The sequence below is a fragment of the Rhizobium sp. BR 317 genome (genome assembly GCF_047445835.1).
GTDB lineage: Bacteria > Pseudomonadota > Alphaproteobacteria > Rhizobiales > Rhizobiaceae > Rhizobium > Rhizobium paranaense.
In genome coordinates, this window is sequence record NZ_JARWLB010000005.1 from 84,049 (window position 1) to 105,404 (window position 21,356).

The following is a 21,356-nucleotide window of genomic DNA, read 5'->3' on the forward strand; positions in this document are numbered from 1 at the left end:
TGAACGGAGCCAGCGCGGCCTCGGCTGGCGCTGGCTCCGCAGCAGACATCGATCGCATAGCAAGAGACGGCGGCCGGTATGGGCTATCACCTGAATTTCAATCTTATCTGGCGACACATTGACAAGCTGTGGGGCGGGCTACTGCTCAGTCTTGAGCTTGCGATCATTTCCATCGCCATCGGCGCCCTGATAGGGCTGATCCTCGCCATTTGGTACGTGTCGGCGGGCAAAATCGCACGCAGATTTATCGCCGCCTATGTCGAGTTCATCCGCAATGTGCCGCTGATCCTGCTCGTCTATCTTGTCTTTTATGGCCTGCCGACAGCGGTGAATATCGCCTATAGCGCGACGACGTCGTTCATCATCACCCTGTCGGTCTATGCCGGTGCCTATCTTGTCGAGGTATTCCGATCCGGCCTGGAGGCCGTGCCGCGCGGACAGATCGATGCCGGCAAGGCGATCGGGCTCACGCCCTTGCAGCGTCTTCTCTATGTCCGTTTGCCGACGATGACGCGCATTACTTTGCCTGCGCTGTCCAACACCTTCATCTCCTTGTTCAAGGATACATCGGTCGCCTCGGTCATTGCCGTGCCTGAGCTGACATACGGAGCGCAATGGATCAATTTCAATACGTTCCGCATCGTCGAGGTCTACATCATCGCGACCCTGATGTATCTCGTCACGGGCTATCTCATCCTGTTCGGCCTGCGGCGGCTGGAAGGTCATTTCAGGGTGGAGCGCTAGAATGGCTGCGATCCTCTATGCTCTGCCGTTTCTGCTGAAAGGCCTGCTGATCACGCTTTGGGTCTCCGCGATCGTCGTCGCGCTGTCGCTTTGCATCGGCATCGTCTTTGGCGTCGGGCTGATCTATGGCCCCTGGCCAGTCAAGCTCGTCGTGCGCTTCTTCAGCGATTGCATCCGCGGCATTCCGATCCTCGTCCTCATCTTCATCGTCTACTATGGCTTCCCGGCGCTCGGTCTGCACATCGTCGCCTTTTGGGCCGGTGTTGTGGCGCTGACATTGTTCAAATCGGCGCAGGTGGTCGAATATGTGCGCGGCGCTGTCCTCTCCATTCCCAAGGGACAGATGGAAGCCGGCATGTCCATCGGCCTTACCTTTGTGCAGCGCCTGCGCTACGTGATCTTTCCGCAGGCCACCCGCCGCTTTCTGCCGCCGTGGATCAATGGCGTGACCGATGCGGTGAAAGGAAGTGCTCTGATCTCGCTGCTCGGCATCGTCGACCTCATGCAGTCGATCAATGAAGTGATCGGCCGAACCTATGAGGCCATGCCGCTCTATCTTCTCGGGGCCTTCATCTATTTCGCGATCAACTACAGTCTCTCCAGCCTGAGCCGGAGAATGGAGCGCCGATACTCCTACATCAGGGATTGACCGTCATGAACAATACGCAATCAACCACGCCGCTCCTTAGAATACGCAATGTCGCGAAGGCATTCGGACCCGTCAAGGTTCTGCATTCCATCGATATGGATGTTGCCAAAGGCGAGGTGGTCTCGGTCATCGGCCCTTCGGGCAGCGGCAAGACGACGCTCTTGCGCTGTGTGAATTTTCTCGAAAGCTACGACAGCGGCTCGATCCAGATTGATGGAGCCGAAGTCGGCTATCGGGACGGCACCAATCAGCAGCGCCGCGGTGAGAGAGATCTGGCACGCATGCGCGCCGAAACGGGCATGGTCTTTCAAGGCTTCAACCTCTTTCCGCATCTGACTGCCGCTGAAAATGTGATGCTGGGCCTTCAGAAGGTCCGGGGCAAGTCGAAGCAGGAGGCGCGGGAAATAGCCGAACATTGGCTCAATCGCGTTGGCCTCGGACACCGCATCAATAATCTCCCGTCGGAACTCTCTGGTGGTCAGCAGCAGCGCGTCGGCATCGCGCGCGCCGTGGCCATGGACCCCAAGATCCTGCTGCTCGACGAAATAACCTCGGCGCTCGATCCGGAGCTGGTGAACGAAGTTCTCGATGTGGTCAGGCAGTTGGCGGAGGAGGGGATGACGATGCTCATGGTCACCCACGAGATCGCCTTCGCCAGGGATGCCAGTGACCGCATCGTCTTCATGGCCGACGGAAAAGTGTCCGCCCAGGGCGCCCCGAAGGACCTTCCGGCCCTTGTGGCCGAGAATGAACGGTTGAAGGCTTTCCTATCCCGCTTCCATGCGGCCCCGGCCGTCTGAGATCGAACTGGAGCAAGGAGATGACGCCTCATGAACGGTTGAGGGCTCTCGGCCTGGAGCTCTTCACACCGCCGACCCCAATCGGCAATTTTCGCAATTTCGTCCGCTGTGGTTCGCTGCTGTTCATGTCGGGGCAGGGACCTCTGGATGCCGACGGTACGCTCCGCACGGGCAAGGTCGGACAGGATGTGGATGTCGCAACCGCTTACCAGCATGCGCGGCTGACGGGTCTCAATCTCCTATCGGCGTTGACGGCCAGCATCGGCGATCTCGGCCAGGTCAAGCAGATCGTGAAACTATTGGGATTCGTCAACGCGACGCCGGAATTCAGCGAACACCCGAAGGTCATCAACGGCTGTTCGGATCTATTCGTCGACGTCTTCGGCGATATCGGCATGCATGCACGCTCGGCGATCGGCGTCGGTTCGCTGCCGAACAATATCACTGTCGAAATCGAAGCGATTATCGAAATTCATAGCTAGAAGCCCATGGTTGCGACCGCCAAAGGCTCTGGACAGCCGATCAGGAAGCGCCTCAATCTCCGGCCGAACGGTGGCAGGGCTTGCCACCGCCCTGCCCGGGTGCAGATACCGATCATCGTCCGCAATCAGGAGGTCGAACGCGGACAACTCTTCCTTGACCCCTGCAATCTTCCGGGAGAGGCCGAGACTGTTGCCCGCGAATTTTCTTCGCTATTGTCGGCCAAGCAAAGGCCGGCCGACGAGATATTGGTGCCGGAGAAATCGACACGCACCGTTCGCAAGCGGCCGGACTGAGGGGAAGCTTATCTTAAACGGCATCGGCCCCAATGGCAGCAAGCGCGGCGCGAGCAACTTCGAAATCCTGATCACCCGTGCCCGATCCTATGCCGATCGCGCCGGCAAGCCGGCCGCCGAAGCGGATGGGCAGGCCGCCCGGCAGATGCGTGACGCCGCCCTGCGAGGCGATGCCGGCAGCCGTAGCGGATTCGAAGGAGATGGCGCCGGTCGGCGCGTTGATCGAGGCGGCCGTGCGGGCCTTCGCGCGAGCCGTGTGCATGCTCAGATATTTTGCGCCATCCATCCGGATGCTGGCGATGGTCTCACCGCTGGCATCGACGATGAATACGCATTGCGGAATACCCATCTTCTCGGCATGGGCGATCGCCGCCACAAGAGCCTGCATTGCGCCGGCATGGGACAGAACCAGGGTTTCGCGTGTCACGGACATGGGCTTATGGCTCCTGTAGAATCGAATTCTGATGGCAAAGACAGGCCGTGGAGTCTGAATAGACCGGCGTTCTCATAGTTGGCAACGTCAAGACTGAGGTTGATAAAGCACCGCCGATTTCCTTGTCGGCTTCGGGTCTGGAAAGGGCACGACCTACGGCGGCCAAAGCGCTGAATTTTTCAGCCGATGCCGATGAAAGCTGCCTCCGGAACCGGATGAGCTTGGCCGGATAAGCTATTACTATCCAATAATTTTATTGGAATACTATCCCGTCGCTGTAGGTGACGGGATTTCGGTTCGGCGTGTTGGCATAGACACCAATCAGCGGCCTCTCTGCTTTCGCCACTCGGCGAACTTGATCTTCGGCGCGTCGCTGGTTGCCGGATAAAGTCCGATGATGGTCGCGCCGTTCAAAACCTCATCGGTGACGAAGTCCTCGTAAGCGGTCATCTCGACAGTCTCATCAGCGATTTCATCGGCAAGGTGGGCGGGGATGACGATCACGCCCTCATTGTCGCCGACGAGAACATCACCGGGGAAAACCGCGACATCGCCGCAGCCGATCGGTCCATTTATTTCGATGGCCTGGTGTAGCGTCAGGTTTGTCGGCGCGGACGGGCGGTGATKATAGGCGGGAATATCGAGATTGGCGATTTCCGGGCTGTCGCGAAAACCGCCATCGGTCACGACGCCGGCGACGCCCCGCACCTGCAGCCGCGATATCAGGATCGAACCCGCCGAAGCCGCGCGTGCATCCTTGCGGCTATCCATGACGAGGACGGCGCCGGGTGGGCATTTTTCGACTGCCGCGCGCTGCGGATGCTCAGGGTTGCGGAAAACTTCGAGCGTGTTCAGGTCTTCACGCGCGGGGATGTAGCGTAGCGTGAAGGCCTGGCCGACCATGTTCGCCTTCTTCGGCGACAGTGGGCGGACATCCTGAATGAATTGATTGCGAAGGCCGCGCTTGAAGAGTGCCGTGGCGATCGTCGGCGTGGCAACGCCCATCAGCTTGTTGCGGGTCTCGCTGCTCAGCACGTAATTGCTCATGATAGATGTCCTTTGCGGTCAATAAATATCGGGTTCGCCCGGCGTGGGGCCGAAACCGGTTTCCAGGAAATCAAAATCGCAGCCCGTGTCGGCCTGTGCCACGTGGCGGGCGAACATCCAGCCGTAGCCGCGGCCGAATTTTTCGGCAGGCTTGACCCAGGCTTCGCGCCGGCGCTGCAATTCGTCCGCATCCACCAGCATGTCGATCCGCCTTGCTTCGAGATCGAGGCGAATAATGTCGCCGTTCTTCAGCAGCGCCAGCGGGCCGCCGACATGCGACTCCGGCGAGATGTGCAGGATGCAGGCTCCATAGCTAGTGCCGCTCATGCGGGCGTCGGACAGGCGCAGCATGTCGCGATGGCCTTGCTTCAGCAGTGCCTTCGGTATCGGCAGCATGCCCCATTCCGGCATGCCGGGGCCGCCCTGCGGCCCAGCACCACGCAGCACCATGACGTGGTCGGGCGTGATGGCGAGATTTTCGTCGTCCACCGCCGCTTTCATCTCCGGATAGCTGTCGAACACCAGGGCTGGTCCCTGATGCTTGTGGAAGCGCGGATCGCAGGCGGCCGGCTTGATGACGGCTCCCGTGGGTGCAAGATTACCTTTCACGACGGCGAGGGAGCCTTCGTGATAGACGGGATTGTCGAGCGAGCGGATGACGTCGTCATTGTAGCACTTCGCTCCCTCCAGGGTCTCGCCGAGGGTGACGCCGGAGACGGTCAGCGCAGAGAGATCGAGCTTGGAGGCGAGCTTTGCCATCAGCGCGCGCAGGCCGCCGGCGTAATAGAAATCCTCCATGAGATAGGTCTTGCCGGTCGGCCGGATATTGGCAAGCACCGGTGTCGTGCGGCCTGCCTTGTCGAGATCGTCCAGTGTAAGGTCGACGCCGGCGCGCCGGGCCATTGCGATCAGATGCACGACTGCGTTGGTGGAGCAGCCGGTCGCCATTGCCACGGTGACGGCGTTGCCGACGGCGGCGGCCGTGACGATCTTCGAGGGGATAAGGTCTTCCCAGACCATCTCGACAATGCGGCGGCCGACGGCGGAAGACATACGGATGTGATTGGAGTCGGCGGCCGGGATCGAACTCGCTCCCTGCAAGGTCAGACCCAGCGCCTCGGCTATCGCCGTCATCGTGCTCGCCGTGCCCATCGTCATGCAATGGCCGTAGGACCGGGCAATGCCGGCCTCGACTTCGACCCATTCTTTCTCCGAAATAGCGCCCACGCGGCGTTCGTCCCAGAATTTCCAGGCATCGGAGCCAGAGCCCAGATATTCGCCGCGAAAATTGCCGCGCAGCATCGGGCCGGCGGGCAGGTAGATCATCGGCAGGCCCATGCTGAGCGCGCCCATGACAAGACCGGGCGTGGTCTTGTCGCAGCCGCCCATGAGCACAGCACCATCGACCGGATGCGAGCGCAGCAGTTCTTCCGCCTCCATCGCCAGCATATTGCGATAGAGCATGGTCGTCGGTTTGACATAGCTTTCGGATAGCGATAGCGCCGGCAGTTCGAGAGGAAAGCCACCAGCCTGAAGGATGCCGCGTTTCACGTCTTCGACCCGGTGCTTGAAATGCGCGTGGCAGGGATTTGCGTCGGACCAGGTGTTGAGAATGGCGATGACAGGCTTGCCCGCCCATTCCTCCGGCGCATAGCCCATCTGCATGGTGCGCGAGCGATGTCCGGAACTTCTGAGGTCGTCGGGCGCGAACCATCTGGCGCTGCGCAATTCAGCCGATTTCCTTTTGGCATTCATTGTCTTATGACCTTATATTCAACTATTAGAAGAGATGAATTCGCGTGAGCGCATCATTCCTTCATGCCCCATTTCTGGAGGGTTCGACGCTCGATCGTTTGGAAAACCAGGTTCTCGACGATAAGGCCGATGACGATGACCGTCAGCAGGCCGGCGAAGACCGAGGGGATATCGAGGAGGTTGCGGTTTTCGAAGATGAACCATCCAAGCCCGCCTTGGCCGGAGGAAACGCCGAAGACCAATTCGGCGGCGATCAATGTACGCCAGGAGAAGGCCCAGCCGATCTTCAGGCCGGTCAGGATGGAGGGGAAGGCGGCGGGAATGAGGATGCGAAACACGTAGGAAAGTCCGGTCAGTCCGTAGTTTGCCCCCACCATGCGCAGCGTGCGCGAAACGCCGAGAAAGCCGGCATGCGTGTTGAGGGCAACTGCCCAGAGCACGGAATGCACGAGCACGAAGACGAGGCTTGCAGGTCCGAGACCGAACCAGATGAGCGCCAGCGGTAGCAGCGAGATCGCCGGCAGCGGATTGAACATCGCCGTCATCGTCTCGAGGAAATCGGTGCCGATGCGCGTGTTGATCGCAACGACGGTCAGGATGGCGGCGAGCACTGTCCCCGTCACATAGCCGGTGACCAAAATCTTCAAGGTGGTCCAGATGCGTTCGGGCAGCACGCCATCGGCAAAGCGATCGTAGAGCGCCGTCAGCGTGTCGCTGAGCGTCGGAAAAAGCAGCGGATTGTCGAGGTGCCGCGCATAGGTCTCCCAGATAATGGCCAAGATGACGATCAACAGCGATTTTCGGAAAAGGCTCGATTGCCAAAGAAGTTCGGCGGCGCCGAGCTTCTGCTCGACTGCAGCGATGTGGCCTGCCGGTTCGGCCCTTTCGGCCGCGAGGATGATCTGCGGTGCGCTCATGGCCTATTCCCTATGTCCTGCTTCGGCAAACAGCATGTGATGGATTTCCTGCTCCAGCTTGGCGGCGGCCGCGGTGTCGTGGCGGACTGCTTCGACATTGCGGATCTCGGCCTTGACACGGCCTGGATGCGGCGAAAGCAGCAGGATGCGGTTGGAGATCTTGATCGCCTCGGCGATCGAATGCGTGACGAAGATGACGGTGAAGCGCGTATCTTCCCAAAGCTGCAGAAGCTCGTCCTGCATCTGTCGGCGCGTCAGCGCATCGAGTGCCGCAAAGGGTTCGTCCATCAGCAGGATATCGGGCTGCATGGCCATGCCACGGGCGATCGCCACACGTTGCTTCATGCCGCCTGAAAGCATGTGCGGATAGGTGTCGACGGCGCGGGTGAGCTTGACCTTCTCGATATAGTCGCGCGCAATTGCTTCGGCTTCCGCGCGGGGTAGGCGCCGGGCTGTCGTTAGCGGAAACATGACGTTTTCAAGGACGGTCTTCCACGGCAGGAGCTGGTCGAACTCCTGGAAGACCATCATGCGATCGGCGCCCGGCTTCTTGACCGGTTGCCCCTTGATTTCGATGCGGCCGGCCGTCGGCGCCAGATAGCCGCCGATGGCCTTCAGCAATGTCGATTTGCCGCAGCCGGAGGGTCCGAGGAGCACGAAGCGATCGGACTGGGCGACCGAAAAGCTGACCTCTTCAGTGGCGGTGATCAAAAGGTTTGGCGTCTTGTAGCGCAGCGTTACCTTGTCGACGTTCAAGAGTGATTTGGCCGCGGCCGTTTCAGTTGGCAGGCCATCGGCTGCAATTTTTGCCTGAAGCATAAGACTCCTCCAAGAGAGATAGCTGAAAGCGGCATTGGCGCCGCCAACAGGCTTCAATTGCCGTTCAGATCCGCCGCTTCGGGCAGATAGTAGTCGGTCCAGGCCTTGGGCATCGTCTTCAAGGTCCCGATCTTGTAGAGGTGCGCCGCAAATTTCATGGTTCCCTGCGGGTCCATGCGGAACTCCATCATGTGCGGCTGATTGAGGATCGCCAGGAGATCGTCGACGCTGGTCTTGTCGCCGCTGACCGTCTTGTAAGCCTCTACCGCTGTCTTCGGGTCTTTCTTGATCACATCGATGGCGTCGGCCGTTGCTTCGCGTATGGCCTTAATGATCGTCGGGTTGGCGCTGGCGAATTGCGTCGTCGTGAAGAAGGTGCCCTGCGTCAGCTCACCGCCAATGATGTCGCGCGAATTGACGACTTCATGAACGTCCGGCTGCTTGAGTTCCAGATATTGGAAAGGCGGGGCCGAGAAATGGCTCTTCACCTCATGGTTCTGGTTGGCAAGCGCTGCCATGGCGTCGGGATGGCCAAGCTGCACTGTGTTGGCATCGAACTTATGGACCTGATCGTCACCATACATCTGAGCGGCGGCCATCTGCAGCAGGATCGCCTGCGTCGAAACGCCKACCGTCGGCACGGCGATCTTGTCGCCCGGCTGGATGTCCTTCAGCGATTTGATGCGCGGATCGCGCGAGACCATGAGAACCGGCTGCGCAGAATTGGTGACAATGCCCTTGACCTTGCCTTTGGTGCGATCCCAGAGCAGCAGCAGATTGCCGGTGCCGGTGTTGACGATGTCGACGCTGCCGGCAAGCAGCGCATCGGTTTGCGCGCCGCCGCCGCTAAAGGTGCGCCATTCGACCTTGACGCTCGGCAGGCCGTCAGCCTCGGCGCGTTTCTCGATAAGCTTCTGCGTCTCCATGACGTGGCTGACGAGATAAAGAATGCCTGGCTGGCGCGTGATCGAAATATCGGTTTTTTCGGCAGCGGCCGTCGAAAAAGCGCCGGCCAGCATCACCGCGACCGCGGTCATGCCGCGAAGAAATCCTCTCATTATGTCCTCCCAAACGACGCAAACCCGTGAAATCGCGTTTACACAAACCAACTAAAGCACTAATGTATCAGTGCATCAAGTCATAAATTGTGCTTTATGAACTGACGCTCTCGATCAGGAAGGTAGCCAGTGAAAGTAAACCCGAAAGAATTCGCCTTGGATCGGTCCCGCCAGGTCGCGCCGCAGATTCTGGAAATCCTGAGATCGCGTATTCTTTCAATGAGTTTGCCGCCGACCACGGTTTTGTCGCGTATCTCGCTTCAGAGCGAGTTCAATGTCAGCCAGACACCGGTTCGCGATGCCTTGATCAGGCTGGAAGAAGAGGGGCTCGTCGAGGTTTACCCGCAATACGCCACTGTCGTCGCGAGAATCGATATCGACAACGCCGTCGAGGCGCACTTCCTGCGTTTGTCGATTGAGCTGGAGGCCGTCCGCCGGCTGACGGCCGAATCTCCGGAGGAAACGGCGGCGGCCTTGCGGCAAGTTCTGGTCCGGCAGGAGCATGTGATGTCGCCGGAGACCTACGATCTCTTCGATGGTCTCGACAAGGATTTCCACCGTGTTCTCTTCGAGAGGGCCGGCATATTGGGGCTTTGGGCAACCGTCCGGCGCCAGAGTGTTCATCTCGATCGGCTGCGCATGCTGAACTTGCCAATGCCAGGCAAACAACAGCAGGTCATCGCCGATCATCATGCTATCGTCGATGCTGTTCAGTCAGGAAAGGCTGAAGAGGCGGTTGCAGCGCTTCGTAAGCATCTTTCCGGCACGCTGTCGATCATCGATCTCATTTGCGAGAAATACCCGGATTACGTCAGCCGGTAGGCAGCCTCCAGTCGCGGCTATAGCAAAGTCGCGCGCAGCACATGCCCGGAAGCGTGCGTTTCATCCTCTGGGACAGTCCGTCTTGTGGTTACGAAAACGGAGCGCGGATTGGCTCTGTCCATGATGATCTTGGTCGGGTGGGTCACGGGAAAGGGGATCGGTTGCAGCGCTTCGCCTGACGGTGCGAAGCGGAGGAGCTGCGATCCGCCGACGCCAGCAATCCAGTAGATGCCGTCCTCATCGATGAACGCGCCGTCAGGCCGGCCTGCGAAATCATGCGTCGTCGCAAAGACCCGGCGATCCCTCGGCGTTCCCGTCGCGCGATCATAGTCGCAGACCCAGATCGTTTGCACGGTGGGATGAGAATCCGAGAAATACATGCGGTGACGGACGGGATCGAAGGCGAGCCCGTTAGGTACCCAAAGGCCGTCGAAGATGCGGCGGTGGCTAAGATCGGCTTCGACACAGAAAATGGCTCCGGCGGGTTCGATCAGGTTGAGGTGCATGGTACCTGCCCAGAAGCGGCCCGCTGGATCGATGGCACCGTCGTTGAAGCGAACATCCCAGCGGCTTTCCGGCGAGCAGGCAAGCTCGAAACGCCCGTTTGCCGGATCGAAGAGAAAAACGCCGCTGGCGAGGCCTGCCAGCAGCATCCCGTCCGGCCGCATGGCGATACAGCCGACAGCCTCCGGCGCATCCCAGGCCTCGGTTCTGCCCGATGCCGCATCGGTTCGCAGCAGCGGCAACCTTCGGTATCGACCCACCACAGAGACTTGCCGTCCCCCGACCAGACCGGGCTTTCGCCGAGGAAGCCCCATCGGTCCGAGAATACGTCGAATTCTGATATCATCTTGCCTCTTGCTTATGCCTGATGTCGGGAGGCGTCCACACTATCGCCTGACGTCACGCTGTCCATCAGATATTCCCCCGTCGGAGGCGCGGCGGTCGATAAACTAAAGCACTAATACATCAATAAGCGCTTGCAATGTACTTGATGGATGCAAGTCCCGGTATGCCCAGAAGTTTGAGGGCATTTGCGACGTTGAGAAATGTGGAGGCGCCGAACGGCTGCATTGGCTTCGGCAAAGCTTCGTGCGAGAAAAGTAAAGCTCGAACAAGATAGGGAGTTTCCTTGACCATCGGACTTGCGCACGCCGAACTGATCGCGGTTCTGACAGCCGTCACCGGCAACGATCCACGGGTTATGACGGTGCGGTCCGGCGATGCCTTGCCGTCGGGACCATTCGAGCTCGGGCACCGCACTTTGCAAAGCGGTCTTCGCGAATGGGTGCGGGAGCAGACGGCGCATCCCGTCGGCTATCTTGAGCAGCTTTATACGTTTGCCGATCGTGACAGGAACAACGAGATCCTCGGCGGTCGGACGATTTCGATCAGCTATCTCGGCCTGGTGCGGGAGCAAGCGGCGCCCGGCGGCGGCCGTCCGGGCTGGCATGGTTGGTACGAATATTTCCCTTGGGAAGACCATCGCCACGGCCGTCCGTCCGTGCTGGACGACATTGTTGAGCGGCTGGATGTGTGGATCGCCGGCGATCCGGCCAGGCGTGATCAACGCCGGCGCCGCGCCGATTTCGCCTTTGGTTTGAATGATGCCTCGTGGAACGAAGATCTCGTTCTGCAGCGCTATGAGCTGCTTTACGAGGCCGGTCTTGTCTTGGAAGCGGGCTTTACTCAGCAGGGCAATTCCGGCCGGCCAATGTTTGCCGATCACAGGCGGATTCTTGCGACCGGTATGGCGCGGTTACGCGCGAAGATCAAATATCGCCCTGTCGTGTTCGAGCTGATGCCCGAGAGTTTTACGCTCCTTCAACTGCAGCGCACTGTCGAGGCCCTGGCGGGCCTGACGCTGCACAAGCAGAACTTCCGCCGCTTGATCGAGCAGCAGGAGCTGGTCGAGGAGACGGGCGCAACCGAAAGCGAGACGGGCGGCCGCCCGGCAAAGCTCTTCCGCTTCCGTCGCGCCATTCTCGAAGAACGCGAACTCGCCGGAACAAAATTACCGCTCTCCCGCAATTGACATATGCTCATAACGAGAATATCTATTTGCGCATAATATGCTCAAACTGAGTATAATAAGGAGCCGGTCATGAACTATCCCGTATCCGCATCCTCCCTCTATGATCGTGTCAGCCGCGTCATCCCCAAAGCCGAATGGATGATGTTTCAGGATGATGTCGAGGCGATCCTCGAGCTGAAACGCCGCCGCAACGCCGTCATCCTCGCGCACAACTATCAGACCCCGGAAATCTTCCACGGCGTCGCTGATATCGTTGGCGACAGCTTGGCGCTTGCTCGCAAGGCGATCGACGTGGACGCCGACATTATCGTGCTCGCCGGTGTGCATTTCATGGCCGAGACCGCCAAGCTGCTCAACCCAGAAAAGACCGTGCTGATCCCCGATACGGCCGCCGGTTGCTCTTTGGCGGAATCAATCACGCCGGAAGATATTGCCCTGCTGCGCCAAGCGCATCCCGGTGTTCCCGTTGTCACCTATGTCAATACGTCCGCGGCGGTGAAGGCGGCATCCGATATCTGCTGCACATCGGGCAATGCCAAGCAGGTGGTGGAATCGCTCGGCGTTCCCAAGGTGCTGATGATCCCCGACGAATATCTGGCGCAGAACGTCGCGCGCGAGACCAATGTCGAAATCATCTCCTGGCATGGGCATTGCGAGGTGCATGAGCTTTTCACCGCCGACGATGTACGCCAGCTTCGCGAAAACTACCCCGGCGTGACGGTGCTCGCGCATCCTGAGTGCCCGCCCGAGGTCGTCAGGGAAGCGGATTTTGCCGGCTCTACCGCCGTCATGTCCGATTATGTCGGCGAGAAGCGGCCGGCGCGCGTCGTGCTGCTGACCGAATGCTCGATGAGCGACAATGTCGCCGTTCATCATCCGGATGTCGATTTCATCCGGCCGTGCAATCTCTGCCCGCACATGAAGCGCATCACGCTTGGCAATATCCGCAGGGCGCTTGAGGAAAACCAGCATGAAGTGACCGTCGATCCCGCGATTGCCGTTGCCGCGCGTCGCGCGGTGGAAAGGATGCTGGCGATATGACCGAGGTTCTTCACGATCTTGCCGGCCATGTCGCGATCGTCGGCAGTGGTCTCGCCGGGCTGATGGCGGCATTGACGCTGGCGCCGCAGCCGACCGTCATCGTCACCCGCGCGGCACTCGGCGCCGAGACGTCGAGTGCCTGGGCACAAGGCGGCATCGCCGCCAGCATGGGTGCGGATGACAGCGCAGAACTGCATCTTGCCGACACGCTCGCTGCCGGCGATGGGCTCTGCGACCCGGTAGTCGCGGCCAGCATCATTGCCGAGGCGCCTGCAGCGATTGCCGCTCTGGAGCGCGCCGGCGTCCGCTTCGACCGAAATGGTGCCGGTGCCCTGTCGCTCGGCCTTGAAGCTGCCCATTCGCGGCGGCGCATCGTTCATGCCGAAGGCGATGGCTCCGGCGCGGCGATCGTCCGCGCGCTGGTGCAGGCCGTTGCCAATACGCTATCCATTACAGTGCTGGAAGGATATGAAGCGCGGCGGTTGCTCCTGGATGGCGAGCGGATCAGCGGCCTCCTATGTGCGACGCCGAAGGGAACGGCCGTTCTGCCTACCTCTCGCATCCTCCTTGCGACCGGCGGCATTGGTGGTCTCTTCGATGCGACGACCAATCCCATCGGCAATTTCGGCCAGGGAGTAGCACTCGCCGCGAGTGCTGGGGCGCTTCTTGCCGATATGGAGTTCGTGCAATTCCACCCGACAGCGCTCGATTCTCGCCGCCGGCCGCTAGCGCTGGTCAGCGAAGCTGTGCGCGGCGAAGGTGCCTTGCTTGTCAACGAGAGAGGCGAGCGTTTCATGGCTGAGGTTTCCGGCGCGGAACTCGCCCCGCGCGATGTCGTTGCGCGGGCKATCAGTGCGGAAATCGCACGCGGCGGCCGTGTCTTTCTCGATGCGCGCAAAGCGCTTGGCAATCGCTTTGCCGCGCGCTTCCCCGTCATCGATGCGCTCTGCCGGGAGGCCGGCATCGATCCGTCGAGCGAACTTATCCCGGTGCGTCCTGCCGTTCACTATCACATGGGCGGGGTTGCAACGGATGTATACAGCCGTAGCTCCGTCTCCGGCCTCTGGGTGGCCGGGGAGGTGGCATCATCAGGCCTTCACGGAGCAAATMGGCTCGCCAGCAACTCGTTGCTGGAGGCCGCAGTCATGGGCATGCGCGCCGCGCGGGATATTGCCGGCGTCTCCTGTAGCGCTGCGAACGTGCCGTCCACACTTGCACGCGCGATTGCCCCAGATGCTTCGCTTGTCCGGCCGATCGTCTCGCGCCATCTCGGCGTGCTTCGCAATGCCGGCGCCATTCATGGAGCGATCGCCGCGCTTCTGCCGCTCGTCGAAAGCGAAGGTCCGGCCGCCGATCCCGCCATCGTGGCGCTGTTGATTGCTGTTTTCGCCAGCCTGCGGACGGAGTCGCGCGGTGCTCACGCCCGCACGGATTTTCCGTTGAAACTAAAGAATACGCAGCGCCGGACGATGCGCCTGTCCGACGCATTGGACATCGCCAGATCCACCATCCCCTATTCCTTCGCCCGGAGCGCCTGACATGACCCTCGTCCCCCTTCCGCGCCTCATCGTCGAGCCGCTGGTGCGCAACGCCCTGTTGGAAGACCTTGGCCTTGCCGGCGATATCACGTCCGCCGCCGTCATCCCGGAGGATCATCGCTCCACTGTTGCCATGGTGGCCCGCCAGCCGGGCGTGGTCGCCGGGCTCGACGCTTCGGAACTCGCCTTCCAGCTTGTCGATCCCAGGACCACCATGACCCGCCATGTTCAGGATGGCGCAAAGGTTGGCCCCGGCGATGTGATCGCAATGATCGAAGGTCCCTCGCGTGGTTTGTTAACGGCAGAGCGGACTGCATTGAATTTCCTCGGTCATCTCTCCGGCATTGCGACCGTGACGGCCGGTATCGTTGAGGCAATCAGCGGCACGAAGGCCTCGATTGTCTGCACCCGCAAGACGACGCCGGGATTGCGGGCGCTGGAGAAATATGCGGTCCGGGCGGGCGGCGGCATGAACCATCGTTTTGCGCTCTATGACGCGGTACTGATCAAGGACAATCATGTCGCGATCGCCGGTGGAGTCGCTGAGGCGATCCGTCGCGCCAAGGCCGGCGTCGGCCACATGGTCAAGATCGAGGTCGAAGTCGATACGCTCGACCAGCTCCGCGAAGCCATGACGGAGGGCATCGACGCCGTGCTGCTCGACAATATGACGCCTGATCAGTTGCGCGAAGCCGTGGACATTGTCGCCGGCCGGGCAATCACCGAGGCATCAGGTCGTGTCCTGCCCTCGACTGCCGGGGCAATCGCCGCTTCGGGCGTCGATCTGATCTCCGTCGGCTGGGTGACACACAGCGCGCCGACGCTCGATGTCGGGCTCGATTGGAAAGCGGTCGCATAGAGCAGAGCTTGAGCGGCCGGTTTCAAGGCGTGGTCGGAATTGGCGCCCACCACGTCACGATATCGTTATGGAAATTGTGCCGCAGCATCCGGTTGGCGCTTGCGAACTTGCCATCTTGCTGATCAAACTCCGTGAGTTTTCATCATCATGCATGGATGCGGCAGGCAGTGACCAAGATCATAGATTACGTTTTTTCCATCGGCTCGCCCTGGTCCTATATCGGCTTGGCGCCGTTTCTCGATCTCGTCGAAAAGACGGGTGCGGAAATCCGGCCTTATCTCACCGTTGTCCTCGAGGAGAATGGCGGCATTTTCTCGCGCAATCGGCCGGAGGCTCGCAGGCAATATTGGCTGCGGGATCTCAAGCGTTGGGCCGGCCTTCGCGGCAAGACGCTACTTCTGGAAAACCGCCCGCCGCTCGCGGATCCGGCACCCGCCGCCTTTATGGTCATCGCCGCCTATCTCGACGGCAAGCCCTGGCTCGAACTGACGAAGATCCTGCAGGAAGCGTTCTGGGGTCGTGCCGAGGATATCGGCAATCCCGAGGTACGCAGGGCGATCGCCAATGCGGCCGGTTTCKACGGCGATGTGCTCTCGAAGCGGGAGGGCGATGCAGACGTGCAGGGCAAGTGGGCGGCCGATCGCGAGTTCGCCCTCAAGAACGGCGTCTTCGGTTTTCCGTCGTTCCTTTATGATGGCGAACTCTATTGGGGGCAGGATAATCTGCACTTCCTCGAAAGCCATCTGAACGGCGTGAAGCCATAAGTCGTCCATAGGCGGTTCACGAAAATCACGAGGCCGGATCCAGCGGGACGCCGGTCTACCAGAAAGGTGAGGGGCGTTTGAGCAATCCTTGGTCCGCGGGCCAGACAGTCGATGTCGCCATCATCGGCGCCGGTGCGGCAGGTGTCGCAGCGGCGAGGCGGCTGCAGTCTCTCCGTCCCGATGCTTCGGTGTTGATCCTTGAGGCGAAGGACCGCGTGGGAGGCCGCGCCTGGACCGTTCGGTTGCCGTCGTTTGAGAATGAGCCTGTCGATCTCGGCTGCGGATGGCTCCATGGCGCGAGGACGAATGGGTGGACCGATATCGCCCGCCAGATTGGGTTGACCGTGGAAACGACGCCTGCTCCCTGGAGCGAGGGCGGACGGACGGTCGAGGGAGCGCAAGGCAGAGCGGCCGTCAGCGCCTTTTTTGCGCGCGCGGAAGAACGGGGGGATTCCGGCGAGGATGGATCGCTTGCCGAACTGCTGGAGCCTGGAAATCCCCGGAATGGTCTCGTTGAAGCAATCGGGACATTTCTAAACGGGGTCGAACTCGCTGCCGCTTCCATTCATGATTATGTCCATTATGATCCGGGACCCGGCCCGGACTGGCGCGTCCGTGAGGGTTACGGGACGCTGATTTCGACCTACGCGCAGCCGGTCCCCGCGATGCTTTCGACGCCGGTCAAAACCATCGATCACCGTGGCGCCGGGGAAATCCTTTTGCAGACGGAACGCGGAACGCTGCGTGCGCGCATAGTCCTGGTAACGGTCGCGACAAATGTGATTGCGGAGGATCAGATCAAATTCGATCCGCCGCTGCCGAGAAAGCGGGAAGCGGCCGATCGTTTGCCGCTGGGGCTTGCCAACAAGCTGTTCCTCAGCGTGACATCGCCGGACGATCTGCCGATCGACACAAGGCTGACGGGCTCCCTGGATCAGGCGCGAACGGGTTCCTACCAGCTACGCCCCTTCGGCACCGCCTTGATCGAGGCCTATTACGGTGGCTCGTTGGCAAGGGATCTGGAGGCCGCCGGAGAGCAGGCGGCGCTCGCCTTCGCCAAAGAAGAGCTGGCCCAGCATTTCGGAAGCGCTTTCGGTCGTCGCATCGAGGCCGTGGCCATGTCGGCTTGGCACAGCGAGCCGCATATTGGCGGATCCTATTCCTATGCTGAGCCAGGTGCCTCTGCTGAACGCATCGTGCTTGGCGAAGCCGTCGACGGCAGGCTCTTCTTCGCCGGTGAAGCCTGTTCGCCAACGCGCTTTTCGACTGCCCATGGCGCTCTCGAAACCGGCTTTGCTGCCGCTGAAGCGATCGCCGTGGCTTTGAAGCCGAGGAGCTGATGAAAGACTGGTCGTCTTGATCATCCCGGGGCGATCTCTGTCGTGAGTGACGAATGATCGCCGCCCTTGTATTGCGTTTTGCACTACATTGACCTATCTTCCTTCCCGAAGTTTGCGCTCGATGACGATGTCGTCGTTGGCTATTATGGCCTTGCTCCGTCCGTCATCGAGCCTAATGCTACCCCACGTAAGATTCGCACCGGCCGTCCACCTGATCCCATTCCTTGCCTGCTGATCGGTCAGCTCGCGGTTGACCGTCGTTACCCCGGCATCGGCTCGGCTCTGGTGAAGGACGCGTTGACGCGCTGCGTCGCCGGCGCGGATATCGTGGCAGGACGTGCCCTGGTGGTTCGCGCTATAGACACCGAGGCGGAGACATTCTGGCAGAGCTGGGGTTTTATTCCGGCCCGCGACAATCCCTCGATCTTGATGCGCTCATTGGACGATATCAGGCATTGGGTTGCAGAATGTGCTTGATAGGCCCGGCTACGACAGTTGCTTCGCTTTCAGCACCGAGACAGCCGCTTCGCTGTTGTGAACATAGTCGTTCGCGTCTGGCTGCCTCTGCACAAGCAGGATGAACAGCAGGTCGGTGAGCATCAATTGCGCGTCGCGTGCGGTGATCGCCGAGGAGCGGACGCGGTCTTCGTCGCCGACGGTATAAAGGCGGATATCGGCGACATGGGCCAGCGGATTGTCCTGTAGGCCGGTTACGGCGATGACGATCGCATTTCGCTGGCTGGCGAGTTCGGCGATCCTGAGAGTCTCGATGCTGGTGCCGGAATAGGAGAGGGCGAACAGCAGGTCGTCGGGGCCGAGTGTGGAGGCGTTGGCCATCTGCACATGGCTGTCGCTGTCGTGCAGGACATTGCGCCCGAGCTTCATCAGCTTGTAGGAAAAGTCGCGGGCGACCAGCGAAGATGCGCCGACGCCGGCGAGATGAATGCGGCGGGCTTCGTAGAGCGCTTTCAGCGCCTTGCCGATATCCAGTTCGTTGTTGACGGCGATCGTCTGCTGCATCGCCTGCAGCTTGCTGCCGAGTAATTTCTGCAGGATGGTCAGGTAGCCGTCATCGACTTCGATCGTACCGTGGATCATGCCGGCCGGGGCCTGCCATTCCTGCGCCTTGGCCTCGCTGACGGCGAGTTTCAGTTCCTGATAGCCGGCGTAGCCGAGTTTCTGGCTGAACTTGACGACGCTCGATTGGCTGCGACCGGTCTCGGCGGCGAGGGCGGCGGATGAGAGCCGCAGCATCTGGTCGGGATTTTCGACGATGAATTGCCCGATCTGGCGATCGGCCGGCGCCATGCCTTCAAGCTTCGCGCTGATTTTCTTTAAGATAGACATCCGCCCCTTCAGGCCGTGGAGGCCGGTTCACGCGTCGACACAATCGAGCCACAAGATATCACCCGGCCGACGGCGGGCAACCACGCTTTCGGTCCGTCAGCCGCCGACCTTACCACAAAGAAACTGGAATAAAAAATTCCAACCCACATTGACAGGACGGAATGGACGAATAATCTTGAGGCAGAAGCAGAGGAAATGACGTCTGCTCTTTCGCCCCTCTCTTTGACGGGTTTCATATCATGGACAGACTGCGGATATCCGGCGGAAACAGGCTGCAGGGTGCTGTGACGATTTCCGGCGCCAAGAATGCCGCCTTGCCGCAGATCGCTGCGGCGCTGCTCAGCCCACATCCTTTGGAACTGACGAACGTGCCGGCCGTGACCGATGTCGAGAACATGCTCGGCGTCGTCGCCCTTCATGGAGCGATCGTCACCCGCGCGGCGCACGGAACCACCATCGATGCCAGCGCCATCGTCTCGACGGAAACCTCTTACGACACCGTGAGGCGGATGCGGGCGACGGTGTTGGTGCTTGCGCCACTGCTGGTGCGCTTCGGGCACGCCCGTGTCTCTCTGCCCGGCGGCTGCGCCATCGGCGCCCGGCCGGTCGACATGCACATCAAGGCGCTGGCGACGCTTGGAGCCGATATCGCGATCGAGAACGGTCTGATCGTCGCATCGGCCCCCGGCGGGCTGAAGGGCGCGCGTATTGTCCTGAGTTCCCCATCTGTCGGCGCGACCGAGACGGCGATGATGGCGGCATGTGCTGCCAAGGGCGAGACGGAGATATTGAACGCGGCGCGCGAGCCGGAGGTGGCCGATCTCGCCGCCTGTCTTAGTGTCATGGGCGCGCGGATTGAGGGTGCGGGTACGCATCGCATCCTGATAGAAGGCAACACGAATTGGCAGCCTGCCAGGCATCACGGCATATCCGACCGGATCGAGGCCGGCACCTACGCCGTCGCAGCCGCCATCACCGGCGGGCAGCTTGAGCTGATCCACGCCCGGCTGGAGAATCTCGCTTCCGTCGTGCAGGCATTGGAAGCCATGGGCGTCAGCGTTTGGCCGAGCGATCGGGGCTTGGTCGTTTCGAGGGACGGTTCACTCAAGGGCGCCGACATCACCACGGAACCCTATCCGGGCTTTCCGACGGACCTGCAGGCGCAGTTCATGGCGCTTGCCTGCTGTGCCGAAGGCGCCTCGCTGATCCGCGAGACGGTGTTCGAAAACCGCTTCATGCATCTACCGGAATTGATGCGCCTCGGCGCCAACATCACGCTGCAGGGCACCACGGCGCTGGTCCGCGGTGGCGCACCTCTTCGGGGCGCGCAGGTCATGGCGACCGATCTGCGCGCCTCAGTCTCGCTGGTGTTGGCGGCGCTGGTGTCGAAGGGCGAAACCATCGTCAACCGCGTCTACCATCTCGATCGCGGCTACGAGCAGTTGGATCGCAAGCTCCGCCTTTGCGGCGCTGATATCGAGCGGCTGACGTCATGAGCAGCGAAACAGAAGGTGAGCATTACTTTCTCGGCATTGACGGCGGAGGCACCGGTTGTCGCGCGAGGATCGAGGATGCCGCAGGCACCCTATTGGGCCAGGGATTATCCGGCCCCGCGACCACGCGGCTCGGCATTGACGAAGCCTGGGCTTCCATTGCGAGGGCATTCGGAGCCGCGATCGAAGAGGCGGGTCTCGGCCCATCCGAGATCGCGCGCGTCCATACCGGTGTCGGCCTTGCCGGGATCGGGCGGAAGGGCGCGCTTGAGGCCTTGCGTTCCATAAAGCATCCCTTCGCCAGCATCGATTTCGTCAGCGATGGCGAGGGCGCCTGCCTCGGCGCCCATTCGGGCCGCGACGGTGCGATCGTCATTGCGGGAACGGGATCGATCGGCCTTGGTTTCGTCGAGGGCCGCCATTTGCGGGTCGGAGGATACGGATTTCCGATCTCGGATGAAGGAAGCGGCGCGGATCTCGGACTGAAAGCTGTGCAGCTTGCACTGCGCGCGCAAGACGGCCGCTACGAGAAGACTGCGCTGCTCGCCGAGATTTTGCAGCGGTTTCAAAACGATGCCATGGAAGCGGTCGCCTGGATGGACCGCGCCTCCGCAACCGACTATGCCGCTCTTGCGCCGATGGTGATGCGCCATGCGGATCAGGGTGATGCCGCCGGGCGGCGTATTGTCCAGAGTGCGGCAGAGCATATCGACACGCTGATCCGCTCGCTGTTCGACAAGGGCGCTCCGCGTGTCTCCTTGCTCGGTGGCCTCTCCAGCCCGCTTGAGCCATGGCTGGCGCCGGATGTCCGCCGCCGCCTCAAACCCATCGACGGCGATGCCGTTTCGGGCGCCATCATTCTTGCCAGAAAGTCGGTCTGCGGGCGCTGAAAGGATGACTCGACCATCCCTGACTTTATGCTGCCCGTGATGGAATATTTTATTCCTAATGCGATTGACGAACGGAATAAATGGACATAATGTTAACGAAGGTAAACAGGGAAACGGCGGCGAACGAAGCCATAAAGGCCGGCCGCTTGTGCTGATGACCAGCTTTCTGTTGCGTTCAAAAATCTAAGGCTGCTGCGGCTGGCCCGATCCTTGTCGATCGAGCTCGCCA

23 protein-coding genes are annotated in these 21,356 nt (G+C 60.8%); 15 read left to right on the forward strand and 8 right to left on the reverse strand.

Going from position 1 to position 21,356, the window contains the following annotated elements; genetic code table 11:
- The first annotated feature begins 78 nt into the window (after nucleotides 1-78).
- The 5 genes from QD357_RS09745 to QD357_RS09765 are packed head-to-tail and all read left to right on the forward strand — an operon-like array spanning nucleotide 79 to nucleotide 2,969.
- Entirely contained in the window at nucleotides 79-744 is a 666-nt protein-coding gene (locus QD357_RS09745; RefSeq protein ID WP_183937907.1) for an amino acid ABC transporter permease, read from the forward strand.
- Between the two features lies 1 nt (nucleotide 745).
- Nucleotides 746-1,393 (forward strand): amino acid ABC transporter permease, encoded by a 648-nt coding sequence (locus QD357_RS09750; protein ID WP_183937909.1) that lies wholly within the window; start codon nucleotides 746-748, stop codon nucleotides 1,391-1,393.
- A gap of 5 nt (nucleotides 1,394-1,398) precedes the next feature.
- Nucleotides 1,399-2,193 carry an amino acid ABC transporter ATP-binding protein gene (locus QD357_RS09755; RefSeq protein ID WP_183937911.1) on the forward strand — a complete coding sequence of 265 codons (795 nt, stop codon included), beginning with the start codon at nucleotides 1,399-1,401 and terminating at the stop codon, nucleotides 2,191-2,193.
- Between the two features lie 20 nt (nucleotides 2,194-2,213).
- Nucleotides 2,214-2,675 (forward strand): RidA family protein, encoded by a 462-nt coding sequence (locus QD357_RS09760; protein WP_183937913.1) that lies wholly within the window; start codon nucleotides 2,214-2,216, stop codon nucleotides 2,673-2,675.
- Nucleotides 2,676-2,681: 6 nt separating this feature from the next.
- Entirely contained in the window at nucleotides 2,682-2,969 is a 288-nt protein-coding gene (locus QD357_RS09765) for a hypothetical protein (RefSeq protein WP_414124177.1), read from the forward strand.
- 13 nt (nucleotides 2,970-2,982) lie between these two features.
- On the opposite strand, the gene QD357_RS09770 is transcribed toward QD357_RS09765, so the two are convergent.
- The 6 genes from QD357_RS09770 to QD357_RS09795 all read right to left on the reverse strand — a co-directional run bounded on the left by QD357_RS09770 (nucleotide 2,983) and on the right by QD357_RS09795 (nucleotide 8,998).
- Nucleotides 2,983-3,402 (reverse strand): GlcG/HbpS family heme-binding protein, encoded by a 420-nt coding sequence (locus QD357_RS09770; protein WP_183937917.1) that lies wholly within the window; start codon nucleotides 3,400-3,402, stop codon nucleotides 2,983-2,985.
- 321 nt (nucleotides 3,403-3,723) lie between these two features.
- The gene (locus QD357_RS09775; RefSeq protein WP_414124178.1) at nucleotides 3,724-4,449 is read right to left on the reverse strand and encodes a ribonuclease activity regulator RraA; all 726 of its coding nucleotides are present in this window, start codon (nucleotides 4,447-4,449) and stop codon (nucleotides 3,724-3,726) included.
- Between the two features lie 18 nt (nucleotides 4,450-4,467).
- Nucleotides 4,468-6,204 carry an L-arabinonate dehydratase gene (araD, locus tag QD357_RS09780; protein ID WP_414124179.1) on the reverse strand — a complete coding sequence of 579 codons (1,737 nt, stop codon included), beginning with the start codon at nucleotides 6,202-6,204 and terminating at the stop codon, nucleotides 4,468-4,470.
- 53 nt (nucleotides 6,205-6,257) lie between these two features.
- Nucleotides 6,258-7,121, reverse strand: coding sequence for an ABC transporter permease (locus QD357_RS09785; protein WP_183937923.1), 864 nt, complete (start codon nucleotides 7,119-7,121; stop codon nucleotides 6,258-6,260).
- Between the two features lie 3 nt (nucleotides 7,122-7,124).
- Nucleotides 7,125-7,940: an ABC transporter ATP-binding protein gene (locus tag QD357_RS09790; RefSeq protein WP_414124180.1), complete on the reverse strand. Its 816-nt coding sequence runs from the start codon at nucleotides 7,938-7,940 to the stop codon at nucleotides 7,125-7,127.
- Between the two features lie 53 nt (nucleotides 7,941-7,993).
- Complete coding sequence (locus tag QD357_RS09795; protein ID WP_414124181.1) at nucleotides 7,994-8,998, reverse strand: ABC transporter substrate-binding protein; 1,005 nt, start codon at nucleotides 8,996-8,998, stop codon at nucleotides 7,994-7,996.
- Between the two features lie 129 nt (nucleotides 8,999-9,127).
- On the opposite strand from QD357_RS09795, the gene QD357_RS09800 reads away from it, so the two are divergent.
- Nucleotides 9,128-9,820 (forward strand): FCD domain-containing protein, encoded by a 693-nt coding sequence (locus tag QD357_RS09800; protein WP_183937929.1) that lies wholly within the window; start codon nucleotides 9,128-9,130, stop codon nucleotides 9,818-9,820.
- A gap of 17 nt (nucleotides 9,821-9,837) precedes the next feature.
- On the opposite strand, the gene QD357_RS09805 is transcribed toward QD357_RS09800, so the two are convergent.
- Nucleotides 9,838-10,566, reverse strand: coding sequence for an SMP-30/gluconolactonase/LRE family protein (locus QD357_RS09805; protein WP_414124182.1), 729 nt, complete (start codon nucleotides 10,564-10,566; stop codon nucleotides 9,838-9,840).
- A gap of 386 nt (nucleotides 10,567-10,952) precedes the next feature.
- Between QD357_RS09805 and QD357_RS09810 the strand changes: the two genes are divergently transcribed.
- The 7 genes from QD357_RS09810 (at nucleotide 10,953) to QD357_RS09840 (ending at nucleotide 17,874) form a co-directional block, all read left to right on the forward strand.
- A complete protein-coding gene (locus QD357_RS09810; RefSeq protein WP_183937932.1) occupies nucleotides 10,953-11,855 on the forward strand; it encodes an NUDIX hydrolase in 903 nt (300 codons plus the stop codon).
- Nucleotides 11,856-11,924: 69 nt separating this feature from the next.
- Complete coding sequence (gene nadA, locus QD357_RS09815) at nucleotides 11,925-12,896, forward strand: quinolinate synthase NadA (protein WP_183937934.1); 972 nt, start codon at nucleotides 11,925-11,927, stop codon at nucleotides 12,894-12,896.
- Complete coding sequence (locus QD357_RS09820) at nucleotides 12,893-14,434, forward strand: L-aspartate oxidase (protein ID WP_414124183.1); 1,542 nt, start codon at nucleotides 12,893-12,895, stop codon at nucleotides 14,432-14,434. Before nadA ends, QD357_RS09820 begins: the two co-directional genes overlap by 4 nt.
- 1 nt (nucleotide 14,435) lies before the next feature.
- The gene (gene nadC / locus QD357_RS09825; RefSeq protein WP_183937938.1) at nucleotides 14,436-15,293 is read left to right on the forward strand and encodes a carboxylating nicotinate-nucleotide diphosphorylase; all 858 of its coding nucleotides are present in this window, start codon (nucleotides 14,436-14,438) and stop codon (nucleotides 15,291-15,293) included.
- A 167-nt stretch (nucleotides 15,294-15,460) separates the two neighbouring features.
- A complete protein-coding gene (locus tag QD357_RS09830; protein ID WP_414124184.1) occupies nucleotides 15,461-16,057 on the forward strand; it encodes a 2-hydroxychromene-2-carboxylate isomerase in 597 nt (198 codons plus the stop codon).
- Between the two features lie 77 nt (nucleotides 16,058-16,134).
- Nucleotides 16,135-17,397 carry a flavin monoamine oxidase family protein gene (locus QD357_RS09835; RefSeq protein WP_183937942.1) on the forward strand — a complete coding sequence of 421 codons (1,263 nt, stop codon included), beginning with the start codon at nucleotides 16,135-16,137 and terminating at the stop codon, nucleotides 17,395-17,397.
- Between the two features lie 66 nt (nucleotides 17,398-17,463).
- Entirely contained in the window at nucleotides 17,464-17,874 is a 411-nt protein-coding gene (locus QD357_RS09840; RefSeq protein ID WP_414124185.1) for a hypothetical protein, read from the forward strand.
- A 9-nt stretch (nucleotides 17,875-17,883) separates the two neighbouring features.
- Here QD357_RS09840 and QD357_RS09845 read toward each other — a convergent pair whose 3' ends face one another.
- Nucleotides 17,884-18,744 carry a MurR/RpiR family transcriptional regulator gene (locus QD357_RS09845; RefSeq protein ID WP_183937944.1) on the reverse strand — a complete coding sequence of 287 codons (861 nt, stop codon included), beginning with the start codon at nucleotides 18,742-18,744 and terminating at the stop codon, nucleotides 17,884-17,886.
- A gap of 239 nt (nucleotides 18,745-18,983) precedes the next feature.
- Here QD357_RS09845 and murA point away from each other — a divergent pair, with 239 nt between their 5' ends.
- Both murA and QD357_RS09855 read left to right on the forward strand, forming a co-directional pair.
- Nucleotides 18,984-20,240 carry a UDP-N-acetylglucosamine 1-carboxyvinyltransferase gene (gene murA, locus QD357_RS09850; protein ID WP_414124186.1) on the forward strand — a complete coding sequence of 419 codons (1,257 nt, stop codon included), beginning with the start codon at nucleotides 18,984-18,986 and terminating at the stop codon, nucleotides 20,238-20,240.
- Nucleotides 20,237-21,127, forward strand: coding sequence for an N-acetylglucosamine kinase (locus QD357_RS09855; RefSeq protein WP_183937948.1), 891 nt, complete (start codon nucleotides 20,237-20,239; stop codon nucleotides 21,125-21,127). The genes murA and QD357_RS09855 overlap by 4 nt, the downstream gene beginning before the upstream one ends.
- Nucleotides 21,128-21,356: the final 229 nt, after the last annotated feature.

Coding starts and splice junctions, on each gene's coding strand:
- QD357_RS09755 (WP_183937911.1), top strand. CDS start 1,399: ATGAACAATACGCAATCAACCACGCCGCTCCTTAGAATACGCAATGTC.
- QD357_RS09745 (WP_183937907.1), top strand. CDS start 79: ATGGGCTATCACCTGAATTTCAATCTTATCTGGCGACACATTGACAAG.
- murA (WP_414124186.1), top strand. CDS start 18,984: ATGGACAGACTGCGGATATCCGGCGGAAACAGGCTGCAGGGTGCTGTG.
- QD357_RS09855 (WP_183937948.1), top strand. CDS start 20,237: ATGAGCAGCGAAACAGAAGGTGAGCATTACTTTCTCGGCATTGACGGC.
- QD357_RS09785 (WP_183937923.1), bottom strand. CDS start 7,121: ATGAGCGCACCGCAGATCATCCTCGCGGCCGAAAGGGCCGAACCGGCA.
- QD357_RS09760 (WP_183937913.1), top strand. CDS start 2,214: ATGACGCCTCATGAACGGTTGAGGGCTCTCGGCCTGGAGCTCTTCACA.
- nadC (WP_183937938.1), top strand. CDS start 14,436: ATGACCCTCGTCCCCCTTCCGCGCCTCATCGTCGAGCCGCTGGTGCGC.
- QD357_RS09770 (WP_183937917.1), bottom strand. CDS start 3,402: ATGTCCGTGACACGCGAAACCCTGGTTCTGTCCCATGCCGGCGCAATG.
- araD (WP_414124179.1), bottom strand. CDS start 6,204: ATGAATGCCAAAAGGAAATCGGCTGAATTGCGCAGCGCCAGATGGTTC.
- QD357_RS09845 (WP_183937944.1), bottom strand. CDS start 18,744: ATGTCTATCTTAAAGAAAATCAGCGCGAAGCTTGAAGGCATGGCGCCG.
- QD357_RS09790 (WP_414124180.1), bottom strand. CDS start 7,940: ATGCTTCAGGCAAAAATTGCAGCCGATGGCCTGCCAACTGAAACGGCC.
- QD357_RS09765 (WP_414124177.1), top strand. CDS start 2,682: ATGGTTGCGACCGCCAAAGGCTCTGGACAGCCGATCAGGAAGCGCCTC.
- QD357_RS09750 (WP_183937909.1), top strand. CDS start 746: ATGGCTGCGATCCTCTATGCTCTGCCGTTTCTGCTGAAAGGCCTGCTG.
- nadA (WP_183937934.1), top strand. CDS start 11,925: ATGAACTATCCCGTATCCGCATCCTCCCTCTATGATCGTGTCAGCCGC.